15 protein-coding genes are annotated in these 25,440 nt (G+C 51.6%); 5 read left to right on the top strand and 10 right to left on the bottom strand.

Going from position 1 to position 25,440, the window contains the following annotated elements:
• Positions 1–290 precede the first annotated feature (290 nt).
• Genes Q1A54_RS15665 through Q1A54_RS15675 form a run of 3 tightly spaced genes read left to right on the top strand, consistent with a single transcriptional unit; the run spans position 291 to position 7,481 of the window.
• Positions 291–4,487: an ice-binding family protein gene (locus tag Q1A54_RS15665; protein ID WP_299990106.1), complete on the top strand. Its 4,197-nt coding sequence runs from the start codon at positions 291–293 to the stop codon at positions 4,485–4,487.
• Positions 4,488–4,513: 26 nt separating this feature from the next.
• Positions 4,514–5,467, top strand: a complete 954-nt coding sequence (locus tag Q1A54_RS15670; protein WP_299990108.1) for a type IX secretion system membrane protein PorP/SprF — start codon at positions 4,514–4,516, stop codon at positions 5,465–5,467.
• Positions 5,468–5,486: 19 nt separating this feature from the next.
• Complete coding sequence (locus tag Q1A54_RS15675) at positions 5,487–7,481, top strand: OmpA family protein (RefSeq protein ID WP_299990110.1); 1,995 nt, start codon at positions 5,487–5,489, stop codon at positions 7,479–7,481.
• A 90-nt stretch (positions 7,482–7,571) separates the two neighbouring features.
• Here the strand turns inward: Q1A54_RS15675 and Q1A54_RS15680 are convergent, their stop codons facing one another.
• The 5 genes from Q1A54_RS15680 to Q1A54_RS15700 all read right to left on the bottom strand — a co-directional run bounded on the left by Q1A54_RS15680 (position 7,572) and on the right by Q1A54_RS15700 (position 14,559).
• Positions 7,572–8,339: a 3-hydroxybutyrate dehydrogenase gene (locus Q1A54_RS15680; RefSeq protein WP_299990112.1), complete on the bottom strand. Its 768-nt coding sequence runs from the start codon at positions 8,337–8,339 to the stop codon at positions 7,572–7,574.
• A gap of 82 nt (positions 8,340–8,421) precedes the next feature.
• On the bottom strand, positions 8,422–10,920 hold the full coding sequence (locus Q1A54_RS15685) for a TonB-dependent receptor (protein WP_299990114.1): 2,499 nt from the start codon (positions 10,918–10,920) through the stop codon (positions 8,422–8,424).
• Positions 10,921–10,959: 39 nt separating this feature from the next.
• Positions 10,960–12,012 carry an alpha/beta hydrolase gene (locus Q1A54_RS15690; protein ID WP_299990116.1) on the bottom strand — a complete coding sequence of 351 codons (1,053 nt, stop codon included), beginning with the start codon at positions 12,010–12,012 and terminating at the stop codon, positions 10,960–10,962.
• Positions 11,990–13,546, bottom strand: a complete 1,557-nt coding sequence (locus Q1A54_RS15695; RefSeq protein WP_299990118.1) for a sodium:solute symporter — start codon at positions 13,544–13,546, stop codon at positions 11,990–11,992. Before Q1A54_RS15695 ends, Q1A54_RS15690 begins: the two co-directional genes overlap by 23 nt.
• 248 nt (positions 13,547–13,794) lie before the next feature.
• Positions 13,795–14,559 carry a response regulator gene (locus Q1A54_RS15700; protein ID WP_299990120.1) on the bottom strand — a complete coding sequence of 255 codons (765 nt, stop codon included), beginning with the start codon at positions 14,557–14,559 and terminating at the stop codon, positions 13,795–13,797.
• Positions 14,560–14,706: 147 nt separating this feature from the next.
• Between Q1A54_RS15700 and Q1A54_RS15705 the strand changes: the two genes are divergently transcribed.
• Both Q1A54_RS15705 and Q1A54_RS15710 read left to right on the top strand, forming a co-directional pair.
• Complete coding sequence (locus Q1A54_RS15705; protein WP_299990122.1) at positions 14,707–16,845, top strand: sensor histidine kinase; 2,139 nt, start codon at positions 14,707–14,709, stop codon at positions 16,843–16,845.
• Between the two features lie 363 nt (positions 16,846–17,208).
• Positions 17,209–18,033, top strand: a complete 825-nt coding sequence (locus tag Q1A54_RS15710; protein WP_299990124.1) for an alpha/beta hydrolase — start codon at positions 17,209–17,211, stop codon at positions 18,031–18,033.
• A gap of 97 nt (positions 18,034–18,130) precedes the next feature.
• Here the strand turns inward: Q1A54_RS15710 and Q1A54_RS15715 are convergent, their stop codons facing one another.
• The 5 genes from Q1A54_RS15715 to Q1A54_RS15735 form a co-directional block, all read right to left on the bottom strand.
• Positions 18,131–19,945: a hypothetical protein gene (locus tag Q1A54_RS15715; RefSeq protein ID WP_299990126.1), complete on the bottom strand. Its 1,815-nt coding sequence runs from the start codon at positions 19,943–19,945 to the stop codon at positions 18,131–18,133.
• A gap of 91 nt (positions 19,946–20,036) precedes the next feature.
• Positions 20,037–22,226, bottom strand: a complete 2,190-nt coding sequence (locus Q1A54_RS15720) for a DUF4175 family protein (RefSeq protein ID WP_299990128.1) — start codon at positions 22,224–22,226, stop codon at positions 20,037–20,039.
• A complete protein-coding gene (locus Q1A54_RS15725) occupies positions 22,226–23,740 on the bottom strand; it encodes a BatA domain-containing protein (protein ID WP_299990130.1) in 1,515 nt (504 codons plus the stop codon). Before Q1A54_RS15725 ends, Q1A54_RS15720 begins: the two co-directional genes overlap by 1 nt.
• Positions 23,741–23,762: 22 nt before the next feature.
• The gene (locus Q1A54_RS15730) at positions 23,763–24,503 is read right to left on the bottom strand and encodes a class I SAM-dependent methyltransferase (RefSeq protein ID WP_299990132.1); all 741 of its coding nucleotides are present in this window, start codon (positions 24,501–24,503) and stop codon (positions 23,763–23,765) included.
• Positions 24,504–24,538: 35 nt separating this feature from the next.
• Complete coding sequence (locus Q1A54_RS15735) at positions 24,539–25,438, bottom strand: DUF58 domain-containing protein (protein ID WP_299990134.1); 900 nt, start codon at positions 25,436–25,438, stop codon at positions 24,539–24,541.
• Positions 25,439–25,440 lie beyond the last annotated feature (2 nt).

The following is a 25,440-nucleotide window of genomic DNA, read 5'->3' on the forward strand; positions in this document are numbered from 1 at the left end:
CGCACTTGAAAAGTGAAAGAAATAATATAGGACTCTGCCGTAATTAAGTTTAAACTTTAACTTAAAATTTGGTGCTTAACAAATTTTGTTAAATTTTAGAGGTTAATATAGCCCCAAATATATGCAATATACTTTTGAAGCTTCTTAATGTACTTTTTTAAGTATATACTTGCGGCTTATTTGGCTGAGAGAGATGAAAAGAAAAGAGCTTCGGAAATGGCTGTCCGTAGCTGCAAATTGTTGAATATTTAAACGCCAAGTTCTATAACAAACTTATACTCATTGATTTCATGACAAGCTTTTTAAGTAGAGCCTTGCTCTTAGTGCTGGGCTTATGGCTGGTTACGTTTGGCGTAAATGCGCAACAAGCGCCCACACTGGGGGCCTTTTACGGCTATAACGTAGTAAGTGGCGATAGGGTTGTAAACCAAAACAACACAAATACGGTTGTTCGCGCAAAAGTAGCCTCTGTTAGCAGACCTGCCGAAGGCTTTACGAACGGTTCAGTATGGCGTGGCATCGAGAACACGAACGCCGCCGCCAGCGAAGCCCTCGCCGCAGCCACTGCAGTCTATAATACGGCCGCCGCCACTACCCCCACTGCTACACTTCCCAATCCTGAACTTGGCGGCCGTACCTACGCCCCAGGTGTATACCTGTTCAATGGCGACGTCACTGTCGCAAGTGATATTACATTAGACGGTGGTAATAACCCTAATGCAGTTTTCATCTTTATCATCAAGGGAAATCTTGGTATAAGCGCTGGAGTAGACATTGAGCTCATTCGGGATGCTAAAATAGGGAATGTATTCTGGGTGGCAGAAAACGCGATTACAGTGGGTAATGGCGCAGAGATTAAAGGTCAATACCTGGCAAAGCAAGCTGTTACAATAGGTGATGGTACGATTGTAAGGGGCCGGGTTGCTTCCCTGCAAAGTGAAGTGAGGCTGAACAACAACAACTTCTTCCTGCCAACTGACCTGGAAATCAAAATACAGAAATCGGAAGGCAACGCCGGTGTTGACCGCTACATTGTAGGTCAGACAATCACTTATACCTTCACTGTCACGAACAAAGGACCTGTAGACGACGAAAACGTACGGGTAACTCCTATTCTTTTTTCCGGAGCTAACCACAGCTTCACTACTGATGCTCCCAATTCTACTTTCTCGCTTGTGAACAGCAACTGGGTATGGAACATCGGGAGTCTGAAAGTAGGACAGACCTATACCCTCACGCTTACAGCAACTATCAATGAAACAGGCCCGGGCTTTGTGCGAGGTACTATTTCGGGTGCAGCTGAAGATGAAATCCAGCAAAACAACACGGTTGACATTAACTTTTGCGCGGTACTGCCAGATGCAGGGGTTATTACTGGTCCGGTAGAACTGTGTGTGGGGACAGACGCAGAGTATAGCATAGAGCCAGTGGTAGGTGCCACGGGCTATACCTGGAACGTGCCCAGCGGATGGGAAATAATCGGATCGAGAAACTCTACAAAGATTGTTGTAAGAGCAACATCGCGAAACGACGAAGCCTTTATTCAGGTTTCGGTGAACAATAGCTGCGGCGCCAGCCCTCCAAGCCGCCTGAAAGTAAACAACTACCCTGATCCACCTGCCACGCCTGGGCCAATTACGGCTAATGAAGGTGTATGTGCCGGTGAAGGTGCAACATATTCCATAGAGCCAGTTAAGGATGCCACTTCCTATGTATGGGCAGTGCCTGAAGGCTGGGGAATTGTATCGGGCCAGGGTACCACACAAATTACAGTAAGTGTAGGTGAAACAGCCGGAAAAGTAACTGTAAAAGCAAAGAACGTCTGCGGCGAAAGCCCGAATGCTTCAGAGCTTGATGTAAAGCCATTCCTACAGGCGCCGAATCAGCCTTCTAACATCTCTGGATCAGGTACGCTGCCTTTCTGTGTTACAACAGATCGTGTGACATTCAGTGTGACAGCCAGCGGCGATGTGGCAGAGTATGTATGGGAATATCCGGCTGAGTGGACACTTATTGAGGGACAGGGGACCAACACCGTTGTCTTTAATCCTAACGGCGTTGGTGGTACAGTAACAGTTAAAGGTATAAATGCCTGCGGACAGAGTCCATCCAGGACATTTAATGTTGTGCCTATTCCTGGCCCGCCGGTTAACCCGGGTGACATCTCAGGAGCTTTCCCGGTTTGCCAGAACAGTGTAGGTACAAAATACTCCATAGCACCAGTGCCAGGAGCAACCAGCTATACCTGGTATGTGCCGGATGGCTGGACGATTACTGCCGGCCAGGGTACAAACGAGATCACCGTATCATTGAGCGAGAACGCCAGCGGTGGCCAGTTACGTGTGCAGGCTGTCAATGATTGCGGCGCAAGCGGCATCACCCGTAAAGATGTAACGACTGCAACAGGTGCACCATCTGCTCCTGTCGTGATAAAAGGAGAAGAGTTTGGCTGTACGGCTAAAACGACAGTTTTCGAAATAGACCCGGTTGCAGGAGCTCAGAGCTATACCTGGACACTTCCTGCCACCTGGACCATCACCAGCGGCCAGGGTACTACTCGCATCACCGTAACGATCGGTAGCCAATCAGGAAATGTGAGTGTAATTGCGGTGAACTCATGCGGTCAGAGTAGCCCTGCTACCAAAGCCGTGAGACCATTCCCAACAGTACCAGCAACTCCATTTGCCATTAAAGGTCCTAACGAAGTATGTATAGGCCAGAGCGAGGTAGTTTATATGCTGGAGCCAGTTGACCATACCTTAGAGTACATTTGGGCCGTGCCGTCTGGCTGGACTATCATGTCAGGCCAGGGTACGACGCGAGTGGTAGTGAAAGTAGGTACACTGGCTGGTGATATCACTGTGACGGCTTCTAACCCATGCGGTAACAGTATGCCTGCCAGACTGCGTGTTGCGCCAGTAGCCGACGTACCAGCTCCGCAAGCGGGACCAATAACCGGAAACGCTCAGTACTGCGCCGGACTAAACCAAACTTACTCTATCGATCCGGTGCAAGGTGCAAGCTCTTACTTTTGGAGCTTCCCTGGCGAAGACTGGGTGATCGTAGAGGGACAGGGAACTACCCGTGTGACGGTGAAGGCCGGAACAACGCAAGGTAAAGTGAGTGTAGCTACTGTAAACAACTGCGGAACCAGAAGCACTGCCACTGGTTTGACAGTACAGTCAGTTGGTTCTGTGCCGCCTTCACCATCCGCTATCATAGCTGACAATGAAACCTACTGCGGCAATGCAGCTGGTCTTACCTTCCGCATCGCAGCTGTTCCAACGGCAATCAGCTATGAGTGGGTCGTGCCACAAGGCTGGACAATCACATCAGGACAAGGAACAACAGAAATTAAAGCAACTGCCGGCACAAGCGGAGGAGAGATAACCGTAGTGGCTGTTAACTCCTGCGGAAAGAGTCAGAGTGTAAAGCTCCTGACAGAGCCTCAGCGTCCACTTATGAACCCGGAAGCTATAAAAGGACCTGAACTGGCATGTGTGGGCAGAACCGATGCCGTTTACTCTATACCTTCTATCAGCGGTGCCGAAACATACCTGTGGACACTGCCTGCCGGCTGGGAGATACTGAAAGGAGAAGGCACTAATAGCATAACAGTAAAAATTACAGGCAGAGGAGACGTAAAGGTGAAAGCTGAGAATGCCTGTGGAACCACGTCTGAGGCGAAACTCACAGTTGAAGTTGTAACCTCACCACCGCTTGCGCCAGCTGCCATACTCGGCGAGACACTGACATGTGCAACTCGCATAACCACTTACTCTATAGAACCAGTTGCGCATGCATCTTCTTATTCGTGGAAAGTACCAGCCGGATGGATCATTTCTTCAGGTCAGGGTACGACGCAAATCACAGTACAGATGGGCACAAGCTCAGGTGTCATTAGCGTAGAGGCCATGAACGACTGCGATAAGAGTGATGCTACAACACTGGCTGTAACGACAAGACCGCTCCCTGTGATTAGCCGCATTGTCGACCGCACACTGGCTTGTTCAGATATAGCTACTTTCGAGCTCGAGTCCAACAACCCATCTGCTCTCTTTACCTGGGAAGTGCCGGCAGGCTGGGAGATCATGTCAGGGCAGGGTACCAGCGTAATCACCGTGATGCAGGGCAATGCCAGAGGAGAGATTACTGTAGTGGCTGACAACGGCGAGTGTAAGAGCGACCCGGTAACCATGATCTCAGACCCAAGCATGCGCGAAGCGGCTCTGAATATGCCAAACGTGTTTACGCCTAACAACGATGGCGAGAATGATACCTGGGTGATCGGAAACCTGACAAACTATCCAGATAATGAGGTGGTAGTCGTGAACCGCTGGGGCAATGAAGTGTACAGAAGCAAAGCTTATCAAAACAACTGGAATGGAGACAAATTAGCGGAGGGTACTTATTACTACCTGATTCGTCTCACGCTGTGCGATGGCTCTGAGAAGACCTACAAGGGTTATGTGATGATCGTCCGATAAGAAAACAAACGAATTAAGTGATTACCATGCGAAAAATAGGGGTACTTCTGGTGTTACTGCTGCTGTCCTGGGAGGGCTATGCGCAGCAGGCACCGCAATACACACAGTACATCTTCAACGAGCTGATCATCAACCCGGCCTATGCGGGTAGCAAAGAGATTATCAATGCGAACCTGACACACCGTAGCCAGTGGGTAGGTATAGAGGGGGCTCCCACTACACAGACTTTCAGTGTGGATGGTTCTTCGCGCAGCGGTATGCTGGGCTTTGGTCTCAATGCGATGAATGATGAGCTGGGAGCACAGCGCCAGATGGGACTTCATGGCAACCTGGCCGTGCGACTGCAGATGAGCGAGACATCCAAACTGGCGCTAGGCTTTGCGGCAGGTTTGGCGCAGTATACCCTCGATGGCACCAAGCTCAACACCGGCAACACAAGACCTGATCAGGCCCTGAATCCCGGTCGCGTTTCAGAACTAATGCCTGATTTCCGTATCGGAGCCTTCTTCAATACGGAGCGCTTCTATACCGGACTTTCAGTAGCTAACCTGATCAATACCGGCGGTGACAATCTGGAAGTGACTATGCCGAACCGCCATTACTTCCTGTCGGCAGGATATGTGATGGACCTCTCGTCGACGCTTATTTTCAAGCCTAGCTTCCTGGTAAAGGAGGATTTTAACAGCCCGACCAGTTTGGACCTGAACGCCTTTTTCCTGCTAGGAGAGCGCATCTGGCTGGGAGGCTCATACCGCACGGCTGTGAAAGTGCACAGCAACTACTCTGACGAATACGAACTGGACCGCCGCAATGCCTGGGCTGCCATCGCGCAGTTGTATGTAACGCCTAAGCTGCGACTGGGCTACTCTTACGATGTGAGCTTAAATGCACTGCGCCAGCATGCCAGTCACGAAATTTCATTGGGTTACTCCTTCTTCAAGAAGCAGGACAACCGGATGCTGACACCACGTTACTTCTAAATTCACCCAGAAAGCAGACATGAGATTACGATTCCTATACCTACTGATTCTTCTGGCGACAGTATGTGCGCAGCCACTTGCTGCGCAGAAAAAAGAGATAAAGGAGGCTGACAAACACTTCAACAGTTTTGAGTATGCCCTGGCGCTCGATGCTTACAAAAAGTTGATGGAGCGCAAAGAGCCTGACGCCTATTTGCTCGAGCGTATTGCAGACAGCTACCGCCTGATGAACAACAGCAAGGAGGCAGAATTCTGGTATGCACAGGCTGCCGGCTTTGAGAACGTAACGCCAGCCAGCATTTACTATTATGCCGAAGCAGCCAAGCGCAACGGTAACTATGAGAAGGCCAAGGAACTGTATACCAGCTATGCCCGCCGTGTGCCGGAGCAGGCCAACAAAGCCATGGCACTGGCGGCCTCGTGCGACTCAGCTATATTCTGGACGAACAGGCCACTTTCCTACGAAATTTCTACCGAGCAAAGCCTTAGCTCCTCTGGGGTTGACTTCAGCCCTATTCAATTGCCAAATGGCGACATGGTGTTCTCATCAGACAGGCTACCAACCGACGACAGCAAGAAAAAAGAACGTTTCAACTGGACAGGCAATGGCTTTGTGCAGCTCTACTATGCCAGCATGAACGAAGACTCTACCTGGAACGAGCCAAGCCCGCTTAGCAAAGAGATTAACACTGATTTTCATAATGGCCCGGCGTCTTTCCTGCCGCAGGAAAACACCCTTTACTTCACGCGTACCAACAGTGTGAAGCGTAGCCATGCCAAAGTAAACACTGACCCGACCAGTTGGGTGAACAGAGGAGATGGCAAAGGCAATGGTAACATTAACCGGCATGAGATATTTATGGCCCGTCGCAATGGCGATGAGTGGGTAGATGTGAAGCCTTTCAAATACAATAAGCCACAAGAGTATTCTGTAGGGCATCCTGCCATTACGCCAGACGGGAAGGTACTTTATTTTGTGTCTGATATGCCAGGAGGGGCAGGTGAAACCGACATATACTACAGTGAGCGTCAGCCGGACGGCAGCTGGGGTGAGCCTGTAAACGCAGGCGAAGTGATCAACACGAGTGGCCGTGAAAGTTTTCCAAGTATAGGCGGTGATGGCAAACTCTATTTTTCTTCTGACGGACATGTAGGCCTAGGCGGTCTGGACATATTTAGAGCAGAGGGAGAGCACGGTAACTGGACACGCGTGCAGAACCTAATGTACCCGCTCAATACCTCTCGTGACGATTTGGGTATTGTGGTAGACAGCTCAGGCACCAAAGGCTGGCTGTCATCAGGCAGAACAAGCGAGACCGGTTACGACAACATCTACAAGTTCAGAGAAGTGAATGTGGAATGTACGCTGGTAGGGCAGACGTACGAGATGGTAGATCAGCCAGGAACGCACATCAAAAAACGTATGATGGTGGACAATGTGTTGCTTCAGTTGTTTGAAGAGAACGTAGGTTCAATGGTTGAAACGCACTCTGACTCGACTGGTAACTTCAACTATAAAGTGGAGGCAGGTATGCAATACACGATCCGTGGCAGTAAGAAAGGCTACCTGACGCAGACGATCCTCTTCACACCGGATTGCCGTTTCAGCATAGACTCGCTGTTGGTAGAGATGATCATGTACCGTGACACACCGAACGTGCCTATTGTGCTGGAGAACATCTTCTACGATCTCGACAAGCATGATATCCGTCCGGATGCTGCCATTGAGCTTGACAAACTGGTGCGTATCCTGAAAGCCAACCCAACTATCCGCATCGAGCTAAGCTCACACACCGACAGTCGCCAGACCCGCAAGTATAACCAGGATCTGTCAGACCGCAGAGCACAGGCTGCCGTGGATTACATTGTATCGAAAGGTATAGAACGCAACCGACTGGTAGCGAAAGGCTACGGAGAAACCAGGCTGCGTAACAAATGTGCCGACTATGTGGAATGTTCAGAGGAAGACCATCAGGTGAACCGACGTACCGAATTCAAGATCATTAGTAAGTAAATAAATTAAGGTTAATGTAAAAGCCCCGACACTCCTGAGAGAGCCGGGGCTTTTGCTTTGAGATCAGCTGTGGACTGGGTAAGGTATAGCTTATTGCGCTGACCAGCCACCATCTACGGGCAGCATGGCACCTGTCAACTGACTGGCCGCATCGGATGCCAGGTATAGCGCTAGGTTACCGAGCGCTTCAACTTCTACAAATTGCTTGATGGGCTGTTTCTTCAACATCACCTTTTCGATGACCTCTGCCTCTGACATCTGATGGGCTAGTGCCTGATTACTTATCTGCGCCTCCACAAGTGGGGTGCGCACATAACCCGGACAGATGGCATTACAGGTAATACCATAAGGGGCTCCTTCCAGAGCCAGTACTTTAGTTATACCTGCTACACCGTGCTTGGCGGCTACATAGGCTACCTTAAACTCCGAAGCACGAAGGGCGTGCGCTGAAGCGATATTGATGATGCGGCCAAAGCCACGGGTTTTCATACCAGGCCACACTGCCTTGGAAGCATGGAAGGTAGCAGACATATTAATGGCAATGATAGCATCCCAACGATCTTCCGGGAACTCGTCTACAGGAGCGACATATTGTATACCTGCATTGTTGATGAGGACATCAATTTGCCCAAAAGCCTGCTCGGCCAGCTGCACCATCTCCCGGATCTGGTCTGGGTACTGCATGTTAGCGGATGAGAACATTACTTTTACATCGTGCTCCTGGGCCAGTTCATCGGCAATCTGCTGGCCATTTTTCTCCAGCCCGTTTAGCAGCAGGTTGTAGCCTTGGGCCGCAAACAAGCGGGCTATACCTAAGCCAATGCCACTGGTGCCGCCTGTGATGATTGCATTCTTCATTTGTAAGATCTTATAAATGGAAAGTTGACAAACAAAAAAACAGAGCGCCCTTGCGGGACGCCCTGTTCTCACCTTAATCTATCTACCTAACGTCGTTTTTATTTTTCTTGCCACCGAAGTCGAAGCGAAGCTCAACTGAGTACAGACGACCGATCACCGGTGAGCCTACAAACTCACGCTGCTCAGCATCAAACAGGTTGGATACGCTAGCACCCAGTGTGATCATTTGTGTGAAGCGGTAGCCAGCGCTCACGTCCACCGACGTGAAGCCGCCCAGCGGACCGTAGTTGTAAAGGAGCGGTGCCACACGCTGCTCGCGGTTTTCGCGGGATGCCACCTGTGAGCCCGAGAAGAAGTCATACTCCGGCAGGATACGCACGTTCACAGAGCCAAAGAACTTATTGTTAAACAGGTCGCGGGCTGTGAAGTTGAAGTTGTAGCGGTGCTTCGGTGCATTCAGGCTGCTCTCGGCCGGCGTTACTTTGCCGTCACCGTTTGCGTCATTGTCCAGGTTATCACGGTCCGTAATATCGGAGTTGAAATAAGAGTACTTGGCGCCAATGCTGAAGTTATTGCTCAGGTAATAGTTCAGGCCAAGGTCTGTTCCCCAGGAGTTCACATTACCATAGTTCAGGTAGGTGAGATAGTAGTTGAGGGCGTTGGAAGCAGCTTCTGTCACATCTTCTGAGCCCTTACGGATCACTTTCTCTTTACCCATGATCGGGGTGATGCCTGTTAGGGGAGAGATAAAATCCTGTGACATAGAGTACCAGGTGCTCAGGTCAACATAAAACTTGTCGGTAGGAGTGCCTTTATAGCCAAGTTCGAAGGTCTGCACACGCTCTGGCTCCAGCTTCGGGATCTCGCGAGTGGCACCTGTCTCCGTATTCTGAATTGTCAGGCCTGCGCCGCTACCCAAAATAGCCAATGCGCCATTGTTCAGATAAAACTCCTGGAATTGAATAGAAGGGGCAGCATAGGCACGGCCATAGGTAGCTCTGAATGTACCTGCCAGCGCATTCAGCGTCAGGGCAGCTTTGGGGCTGAACTGTGTACCATAGTTGTCATGGCGATCCAGTCGGGCACCTACGACGGCACGCACTCTGTCACCCAGGCTACGCTCAATTTGGGCCACGGCACCATACTGGTTAAGGATGATGTTGCCGTTGCGGTCGTCGAGATAGGTCTGGCGGCTGTAAGCCACGTCACGCTGGAAGCTCAAACCTGTGATCACATCAAAACCGGCATAGCTGTTGTTGTACTGTACTTCTCCGTTGAGGCGGTGGCTTTTGTCGATGAAGCCTGGGAAAGCGATGGCTGGAGAGCCAGGGTATAGCGAACCTGCCGGAGCACCAGTTTTAGACTTTTCGTGTGCTACATCCTGTGACTGGCCTAAAGCACGCAAGGTATGGTAGTTGGTTGTGCGGGCATTAATCTGGTAAGTATCACCGGCATCGTTCCAGGTGTTGTATACCTGCGCGAAGATGCGTGGCGTCACGATGCGGCCGTGCAGGTACTGGAAGGTCCAACCGTTGATCTGGTTACGACCGTTGTTCGTCACGCCAATGTTAGAGCCCTGCCCGATGCCATAGTCCAGAATGATGTCCATGTTCTGTCTGGGAGTGTAGTATACGGCGGCATTGGCACGCTTAAAGTTGAAGCCAAAATCTACGTCATACTCAGGCTTAGGGCCCAGCGTGGTATATACTGTGTCGATGAATTCAAAATCCTTGCCTTCGGTATACTCTGCATTCACCTTATAAGCGAACTTGCTGTTGATGACACCTGCATGGCGGGCACGAGCCGTGAGCACGCTCTGGTTGCCGGCACCCAATGTTACGGTTGTGCCTGGGTAGCGGCGTGGGTCTTTGGTGATGGTGTTGATAATACCGTTGTGCGCATTCGGGCCGTAAAGCGCTGAAGACGGACCCAGAATTACTTCCACACGCTCAATGTCTTCTTTTATCACAGTGTTGTATAGACCGGCAGGCAAACCTGTACCACCTGGCAGCATCGAGTTACGACCATCGGTCAGCTGGAACATCTTTACGTTGAAGGCATTGTTGAAGCCACGGGCATTGATGCCGATACCGGCCACACCAGATCGCACCACTTCTACACCCTGCACCTTGTTGAGCAACTCACCCACGTTGAAAGAAGGCAGCTCCGTCAAGTCGCGGGAGGAGATCACGCTAATGGCTGCAGGGGCTTCGGTCAGTTTCTCGGGCCTGCGCGAAGCGGTTACTACAATCTCTTCCCCCACCATGTTGGTCATGTTCATGGTGACAGTGCCAATGTCGGTGATTCCGCCTGAGGTTACAGTGATAGATTGCCTTGGGAAATTATACCCTACATAGGAAATGCGCAGATTATAGGTACCGGTAGGCACGTCCATGATGCTGAACTCACCGGCAGCATTGGTGGAAGCCCCTTTGGTTGTTCCTTCGAGCAAGACAGTGGCCCCGGTCAGGGGCTCCCCGGTGTCGGCCCCGAGCACGCGGCCTTTGACACTGCCGCTTTGGGCGAGTGCTACCTGCGTCACTGCAAGGAGTGCAAACAGGAGAGTGTAAATTTTTTTCATGGCAATGTAGGTTAGATGTTTAAGGTTATCGTTTAGGTGCTATTTCAGGAAGTCCCGGATAGCTTTGTTAAATGCATCGGCTTGCTCGTACTGCAGAAAATGTCCTGCTTCGGGCAACATCACCAACTGGCTGTTAGGTATGCGCTGTCGAGCGGTTTCGGCTACGGCCTGGGTAGTCAAGTTTGGATTGAGGTAGCGGTTAGGTATAAGGGCGTCCTGCGCTCCAAAGACGATTAGTGTTGGCACCTGCAGCTGCGGTAGTTGCTCGTACACCGGCTCGTCAACCATACCTGCCACGCTGCCTGCCACAGCTGTGCTGTAGTCTCCAAACTCAGCTGATTCAGTCATCTTCAGGCGGTCGTCGATCATGTACTGCACATCAGCAGGCATCTGGTGAAAGTTCACTTTGAAGTTGGCCACTACCTGTTCAGGAGAGGTCTTCTGCACACTCTTGGGCGTCACGGTCATCTTAAAGAGCTGTTTCTGTTGCTCTGTGAACGTCTCTATACCTGCGGGAGCGGCCAGCACAAGGTGCTTGATGCGCTGCGGTTGTTTCAGGGCGGCGGTGATGGCAATCTGTCCGCCCATGGAGTGACCGACCAGCGTGGCTTGCTCCAGTTGCAGGGCATCCATCAGGGCTAACACATCCTCTGCATAGGTCGCCATACCTGCTGTTATACCTGTTTTGTCGGACTTGCCATAGCCGGGCAGGTCGATGGCAATGCAACGGTAGTGCTGGCTGAGCTCAGCCACATTCTTGTCCCAGGCGGGTAAGTAGCTGCCTAGTCCATGGATGAAAATAAGCGTCTCAGGGCCTTTGCCTTCGTCGGTATAGGCGATTCGGGTACCATTGGGTAGTGTCACTTTACTGACCGCATACTTGTAGTTCAGGCCCTCGAATACAGGGTCAGCAGTTGGTGCAAGGGCAGTGGCTGATGTGCTGGCAGTCGCTTGCGTGCTGGCTGTTTCTGTACTGGTGGTGTTGTCTATACCTGTTGAAGCTGCGGCAGGCTGTGTTGACTGGCAGGCGGTGTGCAGGTATAGCAAGCCACAAGCGGCTAGTACAAGCTTAGTTTTTGAGTTCACTTTCATAAGTAGGTGCTGTTAGAAGTGAAGGTTCTTCAGTTACTGGTTCTAAGGCAGGCTTTCGGAACACATAGTAAAAGATAAGGCCTACCGCCACGGATGCCAGTATGGCCAGTGCGGCGGCTATACCTGGGTTGCGCACGGGGGCCTGCATGTAAGTGGTAAGGCCGCCGTAGTACACGCCAAAGTGCACGATGACTGACGTAAGAGAGGCCGCCACCGGTGCAATGAGTGGGACACGCTTTAGGAACATACCAAAGAGCACGGGCACGAAAGCCGCTGAGAAGTAAGCGTATACCCCGTTCTGCGCGAAAATGCCCACACTCAGATTCGGGTTCTGCAGTTGGTCAAAAGTCAGCCAGATGGTAACGGCCGCCAGTACCACAATTACGAGTCGGTTTACCACTACACCACGTTCTTTGATGCTGTTGCCTACGATTGGGGTCAGTATATCAGAAGTAATGGTGATGGAGAGTGATTGGATCAGGCCTTCTAAAGTAGAGAGCCCTGCTGAAATCAGACCAAGCACCAGCAACAGCCCCACGTACACCGGAAACTCACGCACCACATAGGCCGACATGATGCCATCGACAGGCAGCGGCTGTCCGTTCACCGTCAGGTCCGGGAAGGAAAGTCGGGCATAGAGGCCGGCGAACACGACTAAGAAAAACAGCGCCTCCACTAGTACACCCGTCAGCAGGTATAGGTTGACGTCCTTATCGTTCTTGAGCAAGAGTGACTTGGTGATGATGTGCGGCTGGCAGACAATCGCCACACCGATGATCATCTGGCAAAATATAATCTCGAAATTATCGCGGAAGAGAAAGCTCTGGGGATTGGTTGTCGAGACCAGCAAAGGGTCTATAGCCGCCAGTTTGTCCAGAAAGCCGTGTACGCCGTCGCTGAAATGCTGATAGCCGGAGCCTAAAAGTATAAAGGCCACGATCAGCATAAGCGTCGCCTGGATCATATTGGTATACACCATGGAGTTGGCGCCCCCGAACATCATGTAGCCAAACACAAACACCACGATGCCCACGCATACATGCAGTTCGTTGAGGTTGAGCACGCTGGCCAATACTTTAGTGAGGCCCACGCAGATCAACACAATAAAGGTGATCAGTAAGAGCGACAGAAAAGCGAAGAACATGGCATAACCACGACTTTTGTAAACAAGCCCCATCCACTGGGCCATGGTCTGTGCCTTCACGGCAGTGCCCATCTTGCGGAAGCCCTTGGTAAGCACTACCAGCGACGCCAGTGCTGCCAAAGGCAAAGCTATAGCCATGGAGATAACACCGCTTATACCATAAAGGGCCACAAAACCCGGATTGATGATGAAAGTAGCGGCACTTGTCATAGAGGCGGCCAGTGCCAAACCGACTGCCACCGGCGAGAAGGCCACATTGCCAAGGGCATAGTCAGAGATGGAGCGTATGCGCAGCGCACCCCGTATCACAAAAAACAGGATAATGCCTGCGTAGGCGAGTACAAGTACCCAACCAGCTGTCACAAGCTCCGATGATGCCAGACTATTCATGTGCGAATGGTATTATTGCTAAGGAAATCTTGAATTAATTTAGCTAATAATAAACATTAACAGAAGCCTATACTTGCCAAACGGGAATAATTTGAGGTGAAATCGGCAAGGAGTAAGGTGGGGTATTTAATTGTTAGTTGTTAAATGGTTGAATTATTGATTGCTTCCTGTTAGATGCACGATTCGTATAGGTCGTTGTTCCTACAGGCTATACCTTTCCAACTTTTGCTCTTTTAAAGCTTCTAACTCTACAGAATCTGCAGTCGCTTCAGCAAGGCATCGCGGTGGGTGTTGCCGATGGGAATTTGCTTGCCTCCGATCAGGATGTTGTTGTCTTCGATGGCCTCGATGGCGGTGAGCTGCACGATGTAGGAGCGGTGCACACGCATAAATTGGGTGGCAGGCAGACGTTGTTCCAGGTTTTTGAGACTCTGGCTCACTAAATGTAAGTGTGTGCGGGTTTTGATGTTGCAGTAGATGTCCTGCGCTTCGGCCCAGACGATGTCTTCAAGCATGACCTTTTCGAGGCGGTTGCGCACCTTCACAAACAGGGCGTCGTGCACCAAGAAATTATCGGCCTCCACGGTATCGGTAGGCTGGGCAGGTATAGCCGCGGCTTGATCCGGTTGCACTTGGCGGGTGCCGGCATTGTGAATGGCCAGCTCAATGCTACTTTGCAGGGTGCGGGCATCGAAAGGTTTCACCAGGTAGGCGTGCGGATTGGTCTGTTTGGCGCGGTCGATGGTTTCCTTATCAGAGAAAGCCGTCATAAAAATGAAAGGCACCTTGGTCGCTTTGGCCAGCATAGCGGCTGTTTCGATGCCATCGAGTTTGCCGTCGAGCGTGATATCGAGAATGATTAAGTCTGGCTGATGCTGGTGCACCTGCAAGAGCAACTCTTCGCCTGAACTTACCGCCTGACACACTTCATAGCCCATCGACTCGAGCGAGAGCGACAGGTTCTGGGCAATCACCACATCATCTTCTGCAATCATTAACTTCAGGCGAGCCATAGGTAGGGTATAAGTGAAATCGGTCAGGTACGTCAGCTAAATATAGCAAAATGATTCCATAGGTGAAATGCTCCACTTACGGAAGTATAGTATAACTGAGATTATTTTGTAAATTGACGTATGCACTTGCTCCGCTATACCTGTTGTTTGCGGCACCTGCTCAAGGTGCTCGCTTTGCTGCTGTTTCTTTCGGTAGCATTACACGCACGAGCCCAGGCACCAAATACAGTGGATGTAACGGCTTCAGAACAAGTAGTGGCGGATGCCCTGCAGGTATACCATGATCCGAGCGCCAGACTGAATGTGGATCAAGTGCAGAGCCGCTCTTTTGCACCCAACAATCCCGATGCTGTGCTGGAGCCGGGTAAAACGGTGCATTGGGTACGGGTGGTGTTGCGAAACCCGACCAACCGCGAACTAACTCGCCTGCTCTACGCCGGCGACTGGAGTCTTCTGGAGCTTTATCAGCAAAACGAAACAAGCTATACCTTGAAGCGCACCGGGCAACTCCTGCCCATTGAAGCGCGTGATGTTCCCTCTTACAAACCTTATATCCGGCTGGAGCTGCTGCCCAACAGCACCACGACCCTATACCTGCGGCTGCAGGGCGATATCAACCTTTATAAGCCACAGGCGCTGCGGCTGCAATTACTGACCACGGATAAAGTGGAAGCTGCTAATCGCAGCAGGCTTTTTGTACAAGGTATTTTCATTGGCATCATCCTCGTGATGACGCTCTACAACCTGGTGCTCTTCACCTCGGTGCGCGACCGCAGTTACCTCTACTATGTATTGGCGCTGCTGGGCACGGGACTCTACTTCATGTTCTACCATGGCTTCGCCATCGAGCTGCTCTGGCCGAACGCCCCGCTCTGGAATGCGCACAGTTTTCCGTTCATCGTCACCTTCAACGGCCTGTTCCGGGTGCTGTTTACGCGGCACTACCTCAATACTCAGCGCACCATGCCGCTTTGGGACAAGGCGCTCACGCTATTGGCCTTGCTCTATATTCTGCCGGTGGGGATGGGCCTGCTATCATACCTCACACCATTGGACCTGCTGCAGGCCTGCGTGAGCCTAATCGGCATTATTGGCGGACTGGTGCTGGTAGCCATGGTGCTGACCAGTATACAGTCGCTGCGACAAGGGTATAGGCCGGCACTCTACTTCCTGATCGCTAACATATTTTTTGTGGTAGGCGCTCTGCTGTTTATCCTGAAGGAGAATCACTTGGTGCCCGATACCCTCGTAACGGTGTATGCCGCGCAGGTAGGTATGGTAGCACAGGTAGTGCTGTTCTCGCTCGGTTTAGCCTATAGACTGAACACCGTGACGAGTGAACTCAATGCCAAAGTGCTCGAGAAAGAGCGACTGGAGCGCGAGAAAGAAACGGAGCGCAAGCTGCTGATCGAGCAACAGAAAAACGAACTCGAAGTGATGGTCGCTAACCGCACCGCTGCGCTTCGCCACCGTACGCAGGAACTCAAAGACACGGTACGCAAACTAAAGGCTTCAGAGCACAAGCTACTCCGGCTCAACTATTTTAAGGATCGCTTCTTCTCCATCATCTCGCACGATATTCGCACGCCACTAGCCACGCTGGAGTCTTTCCTGAATATTTTGGTAAACTTCTCGGATAAGATGAAGCCGGACCAAATGCAGAAACTGGCTACGCACACACAGGTATCGGTGCGCAACTTGCAGGCCCTGCTCGAGAATCTGTTGCAGTGGTCGACGGCCCAAACAGCCTCGGGGCATCATGTGCGCTTCGAGCCGGAGGTACTGGCGGTAGAAGAACTGGTGAACCGCAACGTGACCTTGCTTAGGGATACTGCCGATACGAAACAAATTAACTGGCGGGTGCAGGTACCAGCTGCGTTGCAAGTTCGCGCCGATGCCCACATGCTCGACTTTGTGATCCGAAATCTGCTGCACAATGCCATCAAGTTCTCGTATCCAGGTGGCCTTATCCAAGTATCCGCTGCAGAAGGTCCCGGCAATATGGCAACCATCGCTGTGACCGATCAAGGTACAGGGATTAGCCCCGACGTACTGGCCACGCTCTTTAAACAGGAGACTCCTGCTATGGCGACCAAAGGCACTGTCAACGAGAAAGGCACCGGCCTGGGACTGCTGCTTTGCCGCGATTTTGTGGAGCGGCATGGTGGTAAGATTCAGGTAGAAACCGAGCTGGGGCAGGGCAGTCGGTTCTATTTTACTGTACCACTGGTTATACCTGAACAGTCTACCGATAAACAACTGCAGCTGGAAGGCGAAATTTGCTAAACACTTCTATCCCTGAAACCGACGTTTGCATGCTGTTAAATATGGCTTGAGGGGCTATGATCGCCAAAATTTATACCTATTCTATACCTATCGTCTGTTTAAGCATAGAGGCTCATGTTGTTAATAGAAACATCAGGTAGCTTAAGGTAGGGGTCGCTTACAAGCTAGCATTGCAAAAGCGGACAAGTTACACAGGTGCTATAATGAGCATGGGTATAGACAGTCGGTTTGTCATAAGCAGTTCACCACGAAAATCTGCGCTTACACCTGGAGCTCGTCCTGTTTGACCATACCTTGCCTCCTGCCTTTCAGAATTTTCCTTTAGATTTAGGCATCAACCTTTCAACCTAAACAGACTACACCATGAGACATCGCCTACCCGACGAACTGGAACTGCACTACGAACTGCACGGAAACGCTGAAGCTTCGCAAGCGATGGTGTTCCTGAACGGACTCTCGCAATCAACGGCAGCCTGGGCGGGACTGGTGCATAATTTGGGAAAAAAATACCGGTTGGTGCTGGTGGATTTAATATTTCAGGGGCAGTCGGATGAAGCGCCGGAGCACCGCAGTTTTGAGGAACACGCGGCTGATCTGGCTGATTTGCTCAAGGCTTTAGACCTGCCCAGCGAGACAATACTGGTCGGCATATCCTATGGCGGTGCAGTGGCGCAGCGGTTTCTGGTACATCATCCGGAGCTAGTGCAGCGGGCTGTGCTGCTTTCTACTTTCCCTTATAAAGATGCCTATTTTGACGCTATCGGGGCTAGCTGGAAACAGGCTCTGCTAGCGGGGGGCTATTCGCTGATGCTTGATGTGATGCTACCTTTTGTGCTGGGCCGGAGCTATTTCCTCAACCCGATCATCACGATAGAAAACCTCAAGAACAGTAAAACGAGCCAAAGCCCGACGCCGGAACGACTGCTCAAGTTGGTACGTGCCACGGAAGAGAGTGGTAACTACCTCGAAGAGTTAAAGAAAGTGCAGGTGCCGGTGCTGATGGTGCATGGTCAGGAAGACATGCTTTGTACACCCGAAATGGGGCAGGCTATGTATCAGTCCTTGCCACACGGTGAGTTAGAGATTCTCCCTAACGTGGGTCATACGCTCAACCTCGAGTGTATACCTGACCTGATCCAACTGCTCGATACTTTTGCGGCGAAGGCCTTACCAGTTGATCAACGATAGGATTTACTCCGATAACTGCAAAATACGGGAAGCATCTCCAGCCACAATCAGGCTGAATTCTGCCCTAATTCTGTTAGCAGTATTGCGTTTTCCCTTATCATAGCTTCTCCTCCAGCCACAAAAACCCGCTGCTCAGCACAAACAGTAAGAAAAACCAGATCACCGGAGCCTGCTCTTCTGCATAGGCTATCGAGCTTATGGTTTGTTTTCGCTGCTGCTGTGTGGCAAACTGTAGAGTGGCCTCTCGTTTCGCTTGAATACTCTGATGTGTCCATGCGGCACTGTCCTGCACCAGAAAATAAAACGGCTCCACCCCCTGCGACTCTACCACATGCCAGCCCTTACGCCGCGGCCAGAAAGTGCCTTCGTATACCTCTGGCTGGTGAACGTTTTGTTGCAGCGCTATACCTGCTAGCGTCGTGTCGACTATGCTCCGCACTGTGGCTTTAGGAGCGTCAACAGGGTTGTCTAAGGTATAATCGGTGAGCTTTAGAGTGACAGGCTGGTGTACCTGTGGAATCTGCCGTTTTTCCAGTTGCCAGAACTTCTCCTGTACTTCCCGCCTAGCCACTGACGAAAGCAAATGCGCCCAGTAACTGGCATAGGTATTCTGTTTGCCTCCCAACTGCCAGCTGAAAGTCTGCGGAACCACGGTCATGGCCACGTTGCCCCAGCCGGCCTTTCGGCCTGCGGCTAACAGGTTATTGCTTTGCTCTTCTATCAGCCCTGACACGGCCTCGCTGTTCACCAAGGTATAAGGCGATGCAGGTATAGCGGCGGCTATTGAATTGCTTATCCAATTAGCCGATGCCGTGCGGGTATCTTGTTGCGATAGTCGTTTGCTTTGGAAGTTGGTAAAGAAAGCTGTCGTACGGCTGCCCAGCTGTTCACCCGCGATGGTGAGCACCCCTAGCCCATCTTCTGTAACCGCTCTTTGGAGTACTGCTCTTTCTGTGCTTCTCAATTCCTGCAATGCCTGGGGCTCCGTGATCACCACATCAAATTGCTGCAGCAGCTTAGGTGTAATGCGGCTCAAGTCTGTTTGTGCCATGTTGAGCCATTCGCTTTGGTACATGCCTTTGCTGACTGTGCTACGCAGGGCTACTTTGTGCTGCAGCTGCCCAAGGTGGTTTTTTAGAAATTTAAACTCGAACAGCGGGAATGATGAAACCAACAAAACAGCCGGCTTACTGGCAGGATATACCTGCACAGGCACCTGACCCAACGTATCGGTGCTGTTGCCTGACCTTGTAACCAATGTATAGGTATAGCGGCCTTCCTGCTTTGGGGTGTAGCGCAATTGGAAAGTATGCTGGCCAGCTTCTTTTAAGGTGATGGAGTCGTGCGCCTGCCCGGCGGCCCGAAGGTACAAGGTTGTTTCCTTCGCAGAAGGTAAGGTATACTGCCCGGCCACCGTCACAGTCTCTCCCAATGAAATACTTTCTGGCCAAGTAATGGAAGCTACACCCGTCGGTATACCTGATAAGTGTGGTATCAGGTTGACACCCTGCATAGCCTGTAGTTCCTGCTCTCCCAAGCCATAGCCCAACACATGCACCGTCTGTACTTGTGGTTGCTCACCCCGGAAGGTATACAGGTCAGGTGTAGCAACTGCTTCTGGAGCTTCGGTTTGGTAGGTATAGACCAGCGGTTTTGGTTCCAGACTTTGCAAAAGTGAGTGAAGCGAATCTAGCGCATACCCTTCGGTCAGCAGGATAGCGGTACTTGGGTCAAGTGCACGTTGGTAACTGGGTGGGAAAAGCAGCAGCACCAGACTTATACCTGCCACTGCACTGGCCAATAATCGCCATATCAGCCGCCTGCGGTCAGGGCGCCGCCAAGCCAGCCAACTGAGCAAGAGCACAGCTATGGCAGCAAGTAGGTATGGCAGATATGGAGGTGCGGTGAGCATTTGTCTGAATCAGGATTTTTAGGATTTAAAAAGATTTTCAGGATTGATAATGTTGCTCTGCATATAAGATTAACTGCTAACTGTTTATTGTTTACTGGTTACTGTTCCCTGATAACTGTTTAAAATACCCCTTTGCCAGTTTGCTCCGCGTCGTACCCTGTTTCTGGGGTGAAGGGGCTGCTGGTGGCAACAATTCATGCCAGGCTCGCTCTACTGTCATCAGACAATTCTTACACAAAGCCCGATTGGTGTTTATATCAGCGATAAGGGTGCGGAGGTCTTGCATGGCGCGGAGGTAGCGACCCGGCTTGGACAGTGCTTCCTGCGCCAGTTCCCGGCCAGCCCGCTCCAGCAACGCTACGTCCTGTTGTTTATACCTGCCGCCCTGTTTTTGCCGTTCGAGCCATTGCAATGCCTCGCGGGTATGCGGTAGTTTGGTTTCGGCTTCTATGGTGCGACGCTCCGTTGGGGCTTTTATTTTGCTTAAATCTCCTGTCAGGCGCTTCTCAGGCTCTTTAAGCGGGGGCGGATCAAAGCCGGTTTTGGCAGCATAGGCACGGGTGCTTTGCTGCACTTCCTTAAGCATGCGCAGCGCTTTGTACTCGTAAGGCAGCGCTTCTTTCGGGCGATGGGTACGTAAGCGCAATTCTGCTTCCCACATCTGGGCCAGTGCGCCTTTTAGTTTGGCTTTCACGGCGGGTTCAAAGAAGGTGGCCGCTTCTTCTTGGTCGTGCTTGTGCAGGTAAGGGTCGAGCAAGGCTTCTACGCTGGTCTGGTCTTCGAACTCGGGGTGGTCGTGGCCGTCACCTGCGAAATGCTCTTCTTCGTGGCCTTCTTCTCCTTCGGGTATTCCACCGCCCGTTCCTATGCCTGACTCAAATTCTTCACCCAGAAATTTGCCGTAGCGCAGTCGTAACAGTTTCTGGTCTACGCCCAGGTTATTGCCGCGCTCTTCAAATACGGCTCTACTAAGCGATTTTTGCTCTTTGATCAGTTTCTCGGTATCGATGATGATCTGGCGCTGGCTGCGGAAATACTCGGGTACCGGGTTCACGCCCATGGTTAGGTCATCCATGCTCTCTACAATGGTCGTGTCCTCAATCTGCACAAAGTACGTCTCGGAGCGGGTATAGCCGCGGTGGTTGTCCCAGGCCTGCACATAGAAGTAGAGTTCGTCGCCGTAACTCATGCCCAGCTTTTGCAGGTCAATGGTCTTGTTCACGCTGAAGTTGCGGCGTTGTCCGCTGAAGCCGATGTTGATTTTCTCTTCCCTGAACTTCACGGCCTCGCCCGTCCCCTTGGCCACGGTGGCAATCATGTTGGCGTCGCGCAGGGCATAGTCATCGGATAGTTCTGCCCGGATGGTAACGCGCTGCGGGTCGCCGAACAGGATTTCAGTATACTGCTCCGGCTTTGTGATCTGTATTGTTGGGGCTTCATCCGGGATGATCTCCAGGGTATAGTAAGCGGACTTCTGTCCGTTTACAGCGATATGATACAGCGCAGGTTCTGTGAAAGTCTGCGATAAGGTATAGCTACCGTTTTGAGTTGATAGCGAAATAGGCTTTCCTTCATTGAGAATAAGCTGCATGGTGCGTGCCGGCCGGTTCGTCGCAATCCGCCAGGTCACCCGGGCACCCTGTTCCACCCGCAAATTAGGCTGCTCGGCCTGATAGGTTTTTCGGCCGGTATAAGCAGGCGGTGTAATGGTGATCTCAATTTTTTGAATAGTCACAGCGGTGTCGGCTACTGCTGCGGGCGTGTCAGGGAAGTCGAGTTGCAGGGGGGGAGCTGAAGTAGCGTCGGCAACTGAGTCGGCTGGCAATGCAGTTATACCTGCCGCTATCAGCACGGCTATACCTAATGCTGTGTATGTAGGCTTTTTGTGAAGCTGAAAAACAGACTGCTTTTCAGGTATAGCGGTCTGTAAGTGACTTGCTACCCGCTGCTGTTGGAGTCGTTCTAATAGGTTGAGCTCAGGAGTAGGCCGAAGCAGCAGCTGGGCGCTTTCTTCGAGTTGCGGATAGGTACGGTTCAGGTGGCGGGCTACCTGCTCTAAACTGATCTTACGGAGCTGGCTCCAGGCCCAGCTAAGGTACAGCAAAGCACCTAGCATCATCAAGATAGCCAGACCGGCCAGCAAAGGTACCTCCAGTCGCCATTTGTACAGGATGGCAGCACCCACCAAAACCACGGCGAGGGCTTGCCAGGTATACAGCCATCCCTTCGCCCGGATGTAATCCCGGCGGATATGCTGTAAGGTATGGAGGCTGTCCTGCATCAGGTGGTTTTTCGTTTACTGGTGATCACTCGCTCTGCTAGAAATAACACAAATGCCAATAGCACCAACCAAGGCAGCAGGCTGTACTGTTGTCTTTCCTGCTTATCCGGCTTACTGACAGACTGCACCATCGCTGGCTTCAATTGGCTTTCATCCAAAGCACGGGCATCATACCGATTGTAGGATGGGTTTGTTAAAAGCAGTGGCAGCAAAAGCTCCGGTAACTGTGCACTCTGTCCCAATTGGCTCCAGGCAGGGCCAAAACCACTTCTGAAATGATAAACCTTGCCAATGCCCAAGGGCTGCACTGTGAGCAAATTCTCTCCGTTTGTTATCTGCCAAACCGGGTTAGACTCGGCTTGGGTTATATCTGTTGCAAGCTGATGAATCCTGATTTTCTCTATACCTGGCGAAGCAAGGTGCGCAGTCGTGGTTTCAGGGTCAGCCGCTGATTGCACCCAAAGATTGGCACCGTTTTGCTGTACCTGTTCCAACCAGCTGGCAGGTACTTCTTCATTGCTCAGCCAGAATAGCCAGTTAGCGGAAGTGTCAGGTTGCGTGGTGATCTGGAATTCACGTGTCTCTATTGGTATACCTGTATAGCGACCGATCGCCTGCATGGCCGCCTGCAGGTACCGCACCTCAGACTGCTGTACTTCATCATGGGCTATACCTAGCACGAGTGGTTCTTTTTGTATGGCGACTGTCTGCGGAGTATCATCACCCCATTGCGCAAATAGACTGTCACCCTGCACCTTGAACCGTGCTTGTTTAGAATAAAAGGTTTTAGGTTGATCGGATGCTGCAATGGCTGTTCGCTGGTAAGTGGTTCCTTCGCGGCTGCTTTGGCCTGTGATAAGCAAAATACTATCAGGGCTCAAGGTATGAGCAGCTTGCACCCAGTTCATGGTGCTCTCTAATGCTACTGGCACCCATCGGATGTTCTCTTGTAATGAAGCTGGCGCACCCTTAAAATGGCGCTGCTGGTCTGATGTAAAGAGCCAGACGCTATCCTGTGCCTGGTCATACCGTTGGGCCAGCGCGGGCAGCAAACCCCAGTGATTACCGCTGCTCACGACAGAGTCAGCCGGATTGCTGCTCAGCGCCTGCCAGGCTTCGGCAGGTATAGACTCAAAATCTAAGGTATAGTGGTGCAAGGTATAGCCGCGTTGCAACAGGTCGTCAACCGTTGGTTTGATGTCGCGGAGGGCGGAACTATGCAAGAGTTCAGGGCTAATGAATACCGCTTTCTGTGCTGGTTGGGCTGTAGGAGAGCCTTCCCAAACAGGTTTTGCCAGCGCAACCGCCAAAAGTAGCAGGATAAGGCATCGCAACACCAAAAGCCAAACGTCGCTTAACCGGATACTGCTCCAGCGCCTGCTTGCCGATGGCTCGAGCCAACGCAGACTTCCTACTTTCACAGTCTTCCCCTGCCGCCTGTTCCACAGGTGGATCGCGATCGGGACCAGTATTGCCGACGCTGCAAATAGCCAGTATGGGGAGAGGAAAGTCAAGTGAGTTTGAGATTTTAGGAATTTAAGAATGATGCACTTTACCTGCTCTGGTTAAAATGTTGAAGATAACTGTGGTGGTTTCCCTTTCGAAAGCCTCCCGGATTTGCTTTTCGATCAACTGTACCGGGTTGTGGCCTTGCTGCTTTTCGTAGTGTTTCACGGCCGACCAGGTGTTCAGGTAGCCGATCAGGTCTTCGGGTGTCCAGGTATAGCTGCTGCTGAACTGGGGCAACTCCACTTCCTGAAAAGGAAACGGTATGGTGCGGTAGCCTTCGTCGAGGTAGCTGCGCTCCGGGTCCCAGTAGCCTTCGAGCACTTCGCTGTAGAAGTATCTGATTACTTTATCCAATGATGAATGCGTACTAAGCAGGCCATAGCCGATTACAGCAATCAGGCCATCTGGCTTAAGTACCCGCTCCACTTCTTGATAAAAGCGATCAAAATCAAACCAGTGCACAGCCTGTGCTACTACAACCAGATCCATGGCATGATCTGGGAGCGAAGCCTGCTCGGCCTGCTCTACTCTGTAGCTGATGTTGGGCTGCTGCACGGCATTCTTTAACTGGTTCTCGCTGATGTCAGTGGCGACCACCTGGTCAAAAAACGAAGCAAGCATACCTGCTACTTGACCATTGCCAGTCGCACAGTCCCAGGCCAGCTGCCGGGCTGGCGCTAAACGGGCCAGGTGTGCAATTAGCTCTTGCGGGTACGTGGGCCTAAACCTGGCGTAATCAGCGGCGTGTCCGGAAAAGTTATCTTTCATCGTTTTTAACATTCACTCAATCACTAAATCAACCGCTAACTCAACACCAGTCTGTTCTTCAAAAAGGCCCGCAGGGCTTTGTCCAGTGGCTCGTCGGTGACGAAACGGTCATAGGCGATCTGGCGGTTGCGCATGGCTTTTTCGGTTTGCTGAAGCCAGTCCTGCAGCTTGGTCAGGTAGGTTTTACGTTGCTCAGCCGTGCCTACTTGCATGGTCTGGCCAGTTTCCAGGTCCTCGAACGTAAGTGTGCCTTCGATTTTAAAATCCAGTTCGTTGCGGCTCATCAAGTGGCACAGAAGCAACTCGTGCCGTTGGGCACCTAGCTTGTAAAGCAGGTCCGTTATTTCATGCTCGTGCTCGTAGAGGTCGGTTACAAACACAGTCAGTTCTTTCTGGCGACGGTCCGAAAATAGGTTAGCGGCTGTTTCAGCGTCAGGGAATCGTCCGGTAGGTTTTATCTCAGCGAGCTGATGCCAGAAGCGCTGCAGGTGCATGTTGTCGCTGCGGGGCGTCAAGTTGATCAGCTGTTGCTCGTGCAACACATACAGGCCTACGGCATCGCCCTGTGTGGTCGCCAGGTAAGCGAGCGAAGCCACCAAAAAACGAGCATAGTCCATCTTGGTCAGGCCGTTTTCATCCTCGTGTGCCATAGAAGCGCTGCCATCTACTATGAAGCGTACGGTGATGTTGGTGTCTACTTCGGCTTCCCGGATGTAGTAGCGGTCGGATCGGGCAAACATCTTCCAATCCAACTGACGCAGGTCATCGCCGGGCTGGTAGCTGCGGTACTGGCTGAACTCCAGTCCGGCTCCCCGTCTGATGCTCTGGTTCTGGCCACTCAGGAATCCTTCCACCACTGTTTTAGCTAGTAGTGGCAGGTCCTTGATCGTGGCCAGCACTTTCGGATCGATAAACTTGTGCCCTGTTTGTGACATGC

Source organism: uncultured Pontibacter sp., from assembly GCF_947502515.1.
GTDB lineage: Bacteria > Bacteroidota > Bacteroidia > Cytophagales > Hymenobacteraceae > Pontibacter.

What these genes read in the sequence shown, in the direction of transcription:
- Q1A54_RS15675 (WP_299990110.1), top strand. Translation starts at nt 5,487, where the DNA reads ATGAGATTACGATTCCTATACCTACTGATTCTTCTGGCGACAGTATGT.
- Q1A54_RS15730 (WP_299990132.1), bottom strand. Translation starts at nt 24,503, where the DNA reads ATGAAAGATAACTTTTCCGGACACGCCGCTGATTACGCCAGGTTTAGG.
- Q1A54_RS15710 (WP_299990124.1), top strand. Translation starts at nt 17,209, where the DNA reads ATGAGACATCGCCTACCCGACGAACTGGAACTGCACTACGAACTGCAC.
- Q1A54_RS15685 (WP_299990114.1), bottom strand. Translation starts at nt 10,920, where the DNA reads ATGAAAAAAATTTACACTCTCCTGTTTGCACTCCTTGCAGTGACGCAG.
- Q1A54_RS15690 (WP_299990116.1), bottom strand. Translation starts at nt 12,012, where the DNA reads ATGAAAGTGAACTCAAAAACTAAGCTTGTACTAGCCGCTTGTGGCTTG.
- Q1A54_RS15680 (WP_299990112.1), bottom strand. Translation starts at nt 8,339, where the DNA reads ATGAAGAATGCAATCATCACAGGCGGCACCAGTGGCATTGGCTTAGGT.
- Q1A54_RS15665 (WP_299990106.1), top strand. Translation starts at nt 291, where the DNA reads ATGACAAGCTTTTTAAGTAGAGCCTTGCTCTTAGTGCTGGGCTTATGG.
- Q1A54_RS15700 (WP_299990120.1), bottom strand. Translation starts at nt 14,559, where the DNA reads ATGGCTCGCCTGAAGTTAATGATTGCAGAAGATGATGTGGTGATTGCC.
- Q1A54_RS15715 (WP_299990126.1), bottom strand. Translation starts at nt 19,945, where the DNA reads ATGCTCACCGCACCTCCATATCTGCCATACCTACTTGCTGCCATAGCT.
- Q1A54_RS15735 (WP_299990134.1), bottom strand. Translation starts at nt 25,438, where the DNA reads ATGTCACAAACAGGGCACAAGTTTATCGATCCGAAAGTGCTGGCCACG.
- Q1A54_RS15695 (WP_299990118.1), bottom strand. Translation starts at nt 13,546, where the DNA reads ATGAATAGTCTGGCATCATCGGAGCTTGTGACAGCTGGTTGGGTACTT.
- Q1A54_RS15670 (WP_299990108.1), top strand. Translation starts at nt 4,514, where the DNA reads ATGCGAAAAATAGGGGTACTTCTGGTGTTACTGCTGCTGTCCTGGGAG.
- Q1A54_RS15720 (WP_299990128.1), bottom strand. Translation starts at nt 22,226, where the DNA reads ATGCAGGACAGCCTCCATACCTTACAGCATATCCGCCGGGATTACATC.